The sequence below is a fragment of the Nonomuraea sp. SBT364 genome, from assembly GCF_001083785.1.
Classification (GTDB): domain Bacteria; phylum Actinomycetota; class Actinomycetes; order Streptosporangiales; family Streptosporangiaceae; genus Nonomuraea.
Genome location: NZ_LAVL01000298.1, coordinates 1 through 4884, shown reverse-complemented (window position 1 = coordinate 4884; position 4884 = coordinate 1). Strand labels below are relative to the sequence as shown.

Below are 4884 nucleotides of genomic sequence, written 5' to 3'. Positions count from 1 at the left end.
GTGGGGAACTGCCCGCCGGGGTGGCCGTCCTCGTCCCAGGAGGGGAACCCGGCGTGCCCGACGATCAGGAGCAGCCCGCCCGGCGCGACGGCCTCGGCCGCCCGGCGCAGGATGCGCTCGCGGGGCAGCTCCGCGTACGAGTGCAGGAAGTGCGCCGAGACCAGGTCGTAGACGCCCGCCGGGAAGGACGTGCCGAGGTCGTGCCGCTGCCAGTCGACGCGGTCGGCGACGCCCGCTTCGGCCGCCCGGTGGGCGGCCCGGCGCAGGACGACGCCGGAGATGTCGGCGGCCGTGACGCGCCAGCCTCGGCCGGCCAGCCAGATCGCGTCGGCGCCCTCGCCGCAGCCCAGGTCGAGCGCGGTGCCGGGAGGAACGTCGGAGATCTCGCGGACCAGGATGTCGTTGGGGTTCCCGCTCCAGATCTGGTCGCTCTCGGCGTAGCGGGCGTCCCAGAACTCCTCCCCGGTGACCTCCCCGGCGTCCCCGGCCGGGATGCCGTGCCGGTGGTCGCCTCCGGTGCGGGCGGCGGCGGCGCGTTCCTCCTCCGGGGAGAAGGGGGCGTTGCGGGCGGCGACGGCCCGGCGGGTGTCCTCGGCGACCAGGTCGGCGTTGATCGCGCCGCCGGCCTTCAGACCCGCGGCGACCGAGCCGATGACGACCTCGGCGACGTTGGTGATGTTGCCTGCCACCCACACGCCGGGCACCTGGGTGGCCCCCGTCGGGTCCGCGGGGATGTACGACCCGACGACATGTCCTGACATTTCCTGGTCGACCGGCTCCAGGCCGAGGCCCGCGAGGACGCCCGCCCGAGCCGTGAAGCGCGGCGCCACCACGAGCGCGTCGACGGGGACGGTACGCCCGTCGGCCATGTCCAGGCCGGTGAGCGCGTCGTCCGCCACCTTCAGGCCGGTGACCTTGCCGTTCACCACCGCGATGTCGCGGGCCGCGAGCTGCTCGTACTCCTCCGCCGCCGGCGAGGCCGCGCCGTTGAGGAACAGCGTCACCCGCGCGCTCCACTGCCGCCACAGCAGCGCCTGCCGCACCGCGAGCGGCCCGCTCGCCAGCACGCCGATCCGCTGCTCGCGCACCTCGTAGCCGTGGCAGTACGGGCAGTGCAGCACTTCGCGCCCCCACCGGTCGGCGAGCCCGGTCACCTCGGGCAGCTCGTCGACCAGCCCGGTGGTCACCAGCAGCCGCGCCGCCGTGCGGACGGTGCCGTCCTCCAGCACGACGCGGAATCCGCCCTCCTCCAGCCGCTCCGCCGTCACGGCCGCGCCGGTGACGATCTCGGCTCCGTACGACCTCACCTCTTCACGGCCGACGGCCAGGAACTCCGCCGGCGCCATGCCCTCGCGTCCCAGGTAGTTGTGCATTCCTGACGCCGGGGCGTTGCGCGGCAGGCCCGAGTCGATCACGAGCACCGAGCGGCGCGCCCGCGCCAGCGTCAGGGCGCCGCTCAGCCCGGCGGCGCCACCTCCAACGACGATCACGTCGTACTGCGTCTTCATCATGGCGCGATGGTGCACCAGGCCCGGAGCTGATGGCAAAGTTCCTTGCCGAAACAGCAAACCCTTCACGTCGCGGGGAGGGGCGGCGCATGGCCGTACCATACGGTACGGTATGGTCGCTGGCATGGCGTCAAAACGCGACTGGCTGCGCACCGGACTCCGCGTCCTCACCCAGGACGGCGCTCGGGCACTGACCATCGAACGGCTCTGCGGCGAGCTCGACCTCACCAAGGGCTCCTTCTACCACCACTTCAAGGGCATGGCCGGCTTCAAGACGGACCTGCTCGCGCACTTCGAGTCCGAGCACACCGCGCGCTTCATCTCGGCGACGGAGAAGTCGGGCGAGCCCGCCCCCGCGAGGCTGCGCCGCCTGCTCGACCTCGTCCTCGACGACGAGGACGGCAGCGAGGGCCTGGACTCCGCGGTGCGCGCCTGGGCCCTGCAGGACGCCGAGGTTCGCGCCGTCCAGGAACGCGTCGACCGGACCCGCATCGACTACCTGCGCGTGCTGTGGCGCGGCCTCGGCGGCCCGGAGAGCGACGTCGGCCCCATGGCCCACCTGCTCTATCTGGTTCTCATCGGCGCCCAGCAGGTCATCCCCGCCGTCCCGGCGGCCGGCCTGCGCGAGATCTACCAGCGCGCGCTGCGCCTGGCCCCGCACGAGGAGGCGGACCCCGCATGAAGCTGACCCGCTGGATACCCCGGCTCATCATCGCCACCGCGCTGCTCCACTTCGCCTGGGCCTTCGTCCAGCCCAACGCGTGGGCCGCGATCGCCGCCGACGGCTTCTACCGCAGCGTCGTCGACGAGAGCGCGCCCGACTTCTTCGCACGCGAGTCGAGTGTGTGGTTCATGGTCGCCGGGGTCGCGCTCCTGGCCATGGGCACGCTGGCCGCCCACATCCTCCGCACGACCGGCCGGCTGCCCGCGCAGCTCGGCTGGTACCTGGTGGTCCTCGGCGTCGCGCTCTGCGTGATCTACTTCCCGGTCACGGGCGGCTGGCCGGTGCTCGCCGTCGGCGTGCTCAGCCTCGTCGCGTCCCGCCGGCGCCCCGTGACGGCTGGTGCACGGCCCGGCTGACCGGAGCGTGCCGTAATCGGAGGCCGGGGTGAAGCCGACGCGTCAGCCGTGCCGCCCCGGCCACTCGGGCCGGTCCTCGGCGGGAGTCGTACGGCCTCCGCCCGCCGATGACCGGTCCGAGTGGCGGCGCGGCGGCGCCACCCACAGCACGGCGGCGGCGACGAGCGCGGAGAAGATCAGCATGATGCCGAGCAAAATCTCGAGGAACGTGGTGATCGACATGGGAACTCCTTCGGCCTCGTCTGCGAGGACGAAGGTCTTCCCGCACCCTCCGCGTGGAAGGGCCATCCCGCCGGGCCTGTGGAGGCCGTGATGACGGCCGGGATGTCGGACGGCGGGTACTCCCCTCCGTGCTTATTCCACTATCGTCCGGGGGACCTCGCAGGTCAAACCCCCTCCTGACGGTGGAGCAGGTCCGGAGGTTCGCTTAACCTGGGGGCGAGGGGAGTACTTCCCAAGAGCCGGCCCGGTCAATACGGACGTGACCACGTCCCCGGGCGGCCGCCCGCGCTGTGGTGGGTGAAGGAGACCTCGAACGGCTCGCGTTCGAGGAGGTTCCATGCCCGACCCAACCGCTTTGATGACGGCTGCCCCGCTGGAGACGATCGGCTCACCGCACCTGTGGGCCGTGACGGTCGCCGGCCTGGTGTTGCTGCTGGGCGCGGACTTCGTCCTGACCCGGCGCCCGCACGAGGTGCGGATGCGCGAGGCGGTGGGCTGGTCGGTCTTCTACCTGGCGCTCCCGCTGCTGTTCGGGGTGTACGTGTGGCAGGCGTACGGGGGCGGCGTCGCGGTGGAGTTCTACACCGGCTACGTCGTGGAGAAGTCGTTGTCGGTGGACAACCTGTTCGTGTTCATGCTGCTGCTGTCGGCGTTCGCGGTGCCGCGCGTGCTGGCCCAGCGGGTGCTGCTGTACGGCATCGTCGGCGCGCTGGTGCTGCGCGCCGTCTTCATCGCCCTGGGCGCCGCCGTGCTGCAGAGCGGCACCTGGGCGTTCCTGCTGTTCGGCGGCATCCTGGTCGTCACCGCCTGGAAGATCCTCCGGGACGCGGTGGGCGGCAGGGAGCAGAAGGTCGACATCTCCTCCATGCGCTCGGTCCGCCTGCTGCGGCGGTTCATGCCCGTCACCGACGACTACCGAGGCTCGCGCCTGACGGTCCGCGAAGGCGGCCGGCGCGCCCTGACGCCGCTGGCGCTGGCCATCGTGGCCGTCTTCGCGACGGACATCGTCTTCGCCGTCGACTCGGTGCCCGCCGTCTACGGCGTGACCGAAGATCCTTTCCTCGTCTTCGTCACCAACGCCTTCGCCCTGCTGGGGCTGCGGGCGCTCTACTTCGTGCTGCTGGGCGTGCTGGAGAAGCTGCGGCACCTGAACCACGGGCTCGGCATCATCCTGGGCTTCATCGGGCTCAAGCTCGTCCTGCACTGGGCGCACGGCGTCTGGTCGTGGGTCCCGGAGATCCCCACCCTGGCCTCGCTCGGGGTCATCATCGTGGTCCTGACGACCGTCACGATCACCAGCGTGTACGCCAACCGGCGCGTCGCCGCCGCGCAGCGGGACGGCTGACCCGGCCGGCTACTTCCGCCGGTCGAGCAGGTCCAGCATCTGCTGGATCTGCGCCTTGCGGGACGACTCCACCCGGGCCGCCCACTGCTTCACCTCCCGGTTGGCTCCGGCCGCCGACTCGGCCCCGGCCATCTGGAGGGCGTCGTCCTGGTGCGCGATCAGCAGGTTGAGGAAGTCGCGTTCGAAGCTCTTCGACCCCTTCAGCGCGGCGATCTGCTTGCGGTCGGTCTCCGGCAGCCCGCCGTGGTGGTCGTGCGCGTCGGACGCGGCGGTCAGAGGCTGGGACCAGGCGTGCAGCCAGCGCAGCATCATCTCGACCTCGTCCTGCTGGGTGACCTCGATGGCCGACGCCAGCGTCTTCACCTCGGGCGTCTTCCCCTTGGCCGCGCCCAGCCTGGCGATCTCGATGCCCTGACGGTGGTGCTGGACCATCATCTGGACGAACATCACGTCCTCGGCGTTGACCGGATCGCCTGCGGACTCGGTGGGTCCGCAGGCGACGATCAGCAGCAGGCCCAGGACTGTGGCGGTCCAGCGTGCCGCTGTACCGGCCAAGTTCCTAGATCCGCTTCCAGAGGGCGGCCACGTTCGGCGGCTCCCACCCGGTGAGCGCGGTGTGCGGCTGCAGGCACTCGTAGGTCGCCCCGCCGTAGGTGACCCGGTCACCGGCCCGGTAGGCCGTGCCCGCGCTCCACGTGCCGCCGGGCTGCGTCGGCGTGGGAGTCGGGG

At 71.9% G+C, this 4884-nt stretch carries 7 protein-coding genes; 3 read left to right on the top strand and 4 right to left on the bottom strand.

Annotated features, from left to right (window positions below; genetic code table 11):
- On the bottom strand, positions 1-1511 hold a 1511-nt coding region (locus ADY59_RS46540), incomplete at its 3' end, for an FAD-dependent oxidoreductase (RefSeq protein WP_231619230.1).
- A gap of 121 nt (positions 1512-1632) precedes the next feature.
- On the opposite strand from ADY59_RS46540, the gene ADY59_RS46535 reads away from it, so the two are divergent.
- Positions 1633-2190 carry a TetR/AcrR family transcriptional regulator gene (locus tag ADY59_RS46535; RefSeq protein ID WP_049577550.1) on the top strand — a complete coding sequence of 186 codons (558 nt, stop codon included), beginning with the start codon at positions 1633-1635 and terminating at the stop codon, positions 2188-2190.
- Complete coding sequence (locus tag ADY59_RS46530) at positions 2187-2588, top strand: DUF6463 family protein (RefSeq protein ID WP_049577546.1); 402 nt, start codon at positions 2187-2189, stop codon at positions 2586-2588. The genes ADY59_RS46535 and ADY59_RS46530 overlap by 4 nt, the downstream gene beginning before the upstream one ends.
- A gap of 42 nt (positions 2589-2630) precedes the next feature.
- Here the strand turns inward: ADY59_RS46530 and ADY59_RS46525 are convergent, their stop codons facing one another.
- Positions 2631-2810 carry a hypothetical protein gene (locus tag ADY59_RS46525; protein WP_049577545.1) on the bottom strand — a complete coding sequence of 60 codons (180 nt, stop codon included), beginning with the start codon at positions 2808-2810 and terminating at the stop codon, positions 2631-2633.
- A gap of 337 nt (positions 2811-3147) precedes the next feature.
- Here ADY59_RS46525 and ADY59_RS46520 point away from each other — a divergent pair, with 337 nt between their 5' ends.
- Positions 3148-4155, top strand: a complete 1008-nt coding sequence (locus ADY59_RS46520; protein ID WP_049577542.1) for a TerC family protein — start codon at positions 3148-3150, stop codon at positions 4153-4155.
- Between the two features lie 9 nt (positions 4156-4164).
- On the opposite strand, the gene ADY59_RS46515 is transcribed toward ADY59_RS46520, so the two are convergent.
- Positions 4165-4710: a DUF305 domain-containing protein gene (locus tag ADY59_RS46515; protein WP_053175833.1), complete on the bottom strand. Its 546-nt coding sequence runs from the start codon at positions 4708-4710 to the stop codon at positions 4165-4167.
- A 4-nt stretch (positions 4711-4714) separates the two neighbouring features.
- A partial coding sequence (locus ADY59_RS53825; protein ID WP_331459601.1) for a carbohydrate-binding protein occupies positions 4715-4884 on the bottom strand: 170 nt, incomplete at its 5' end.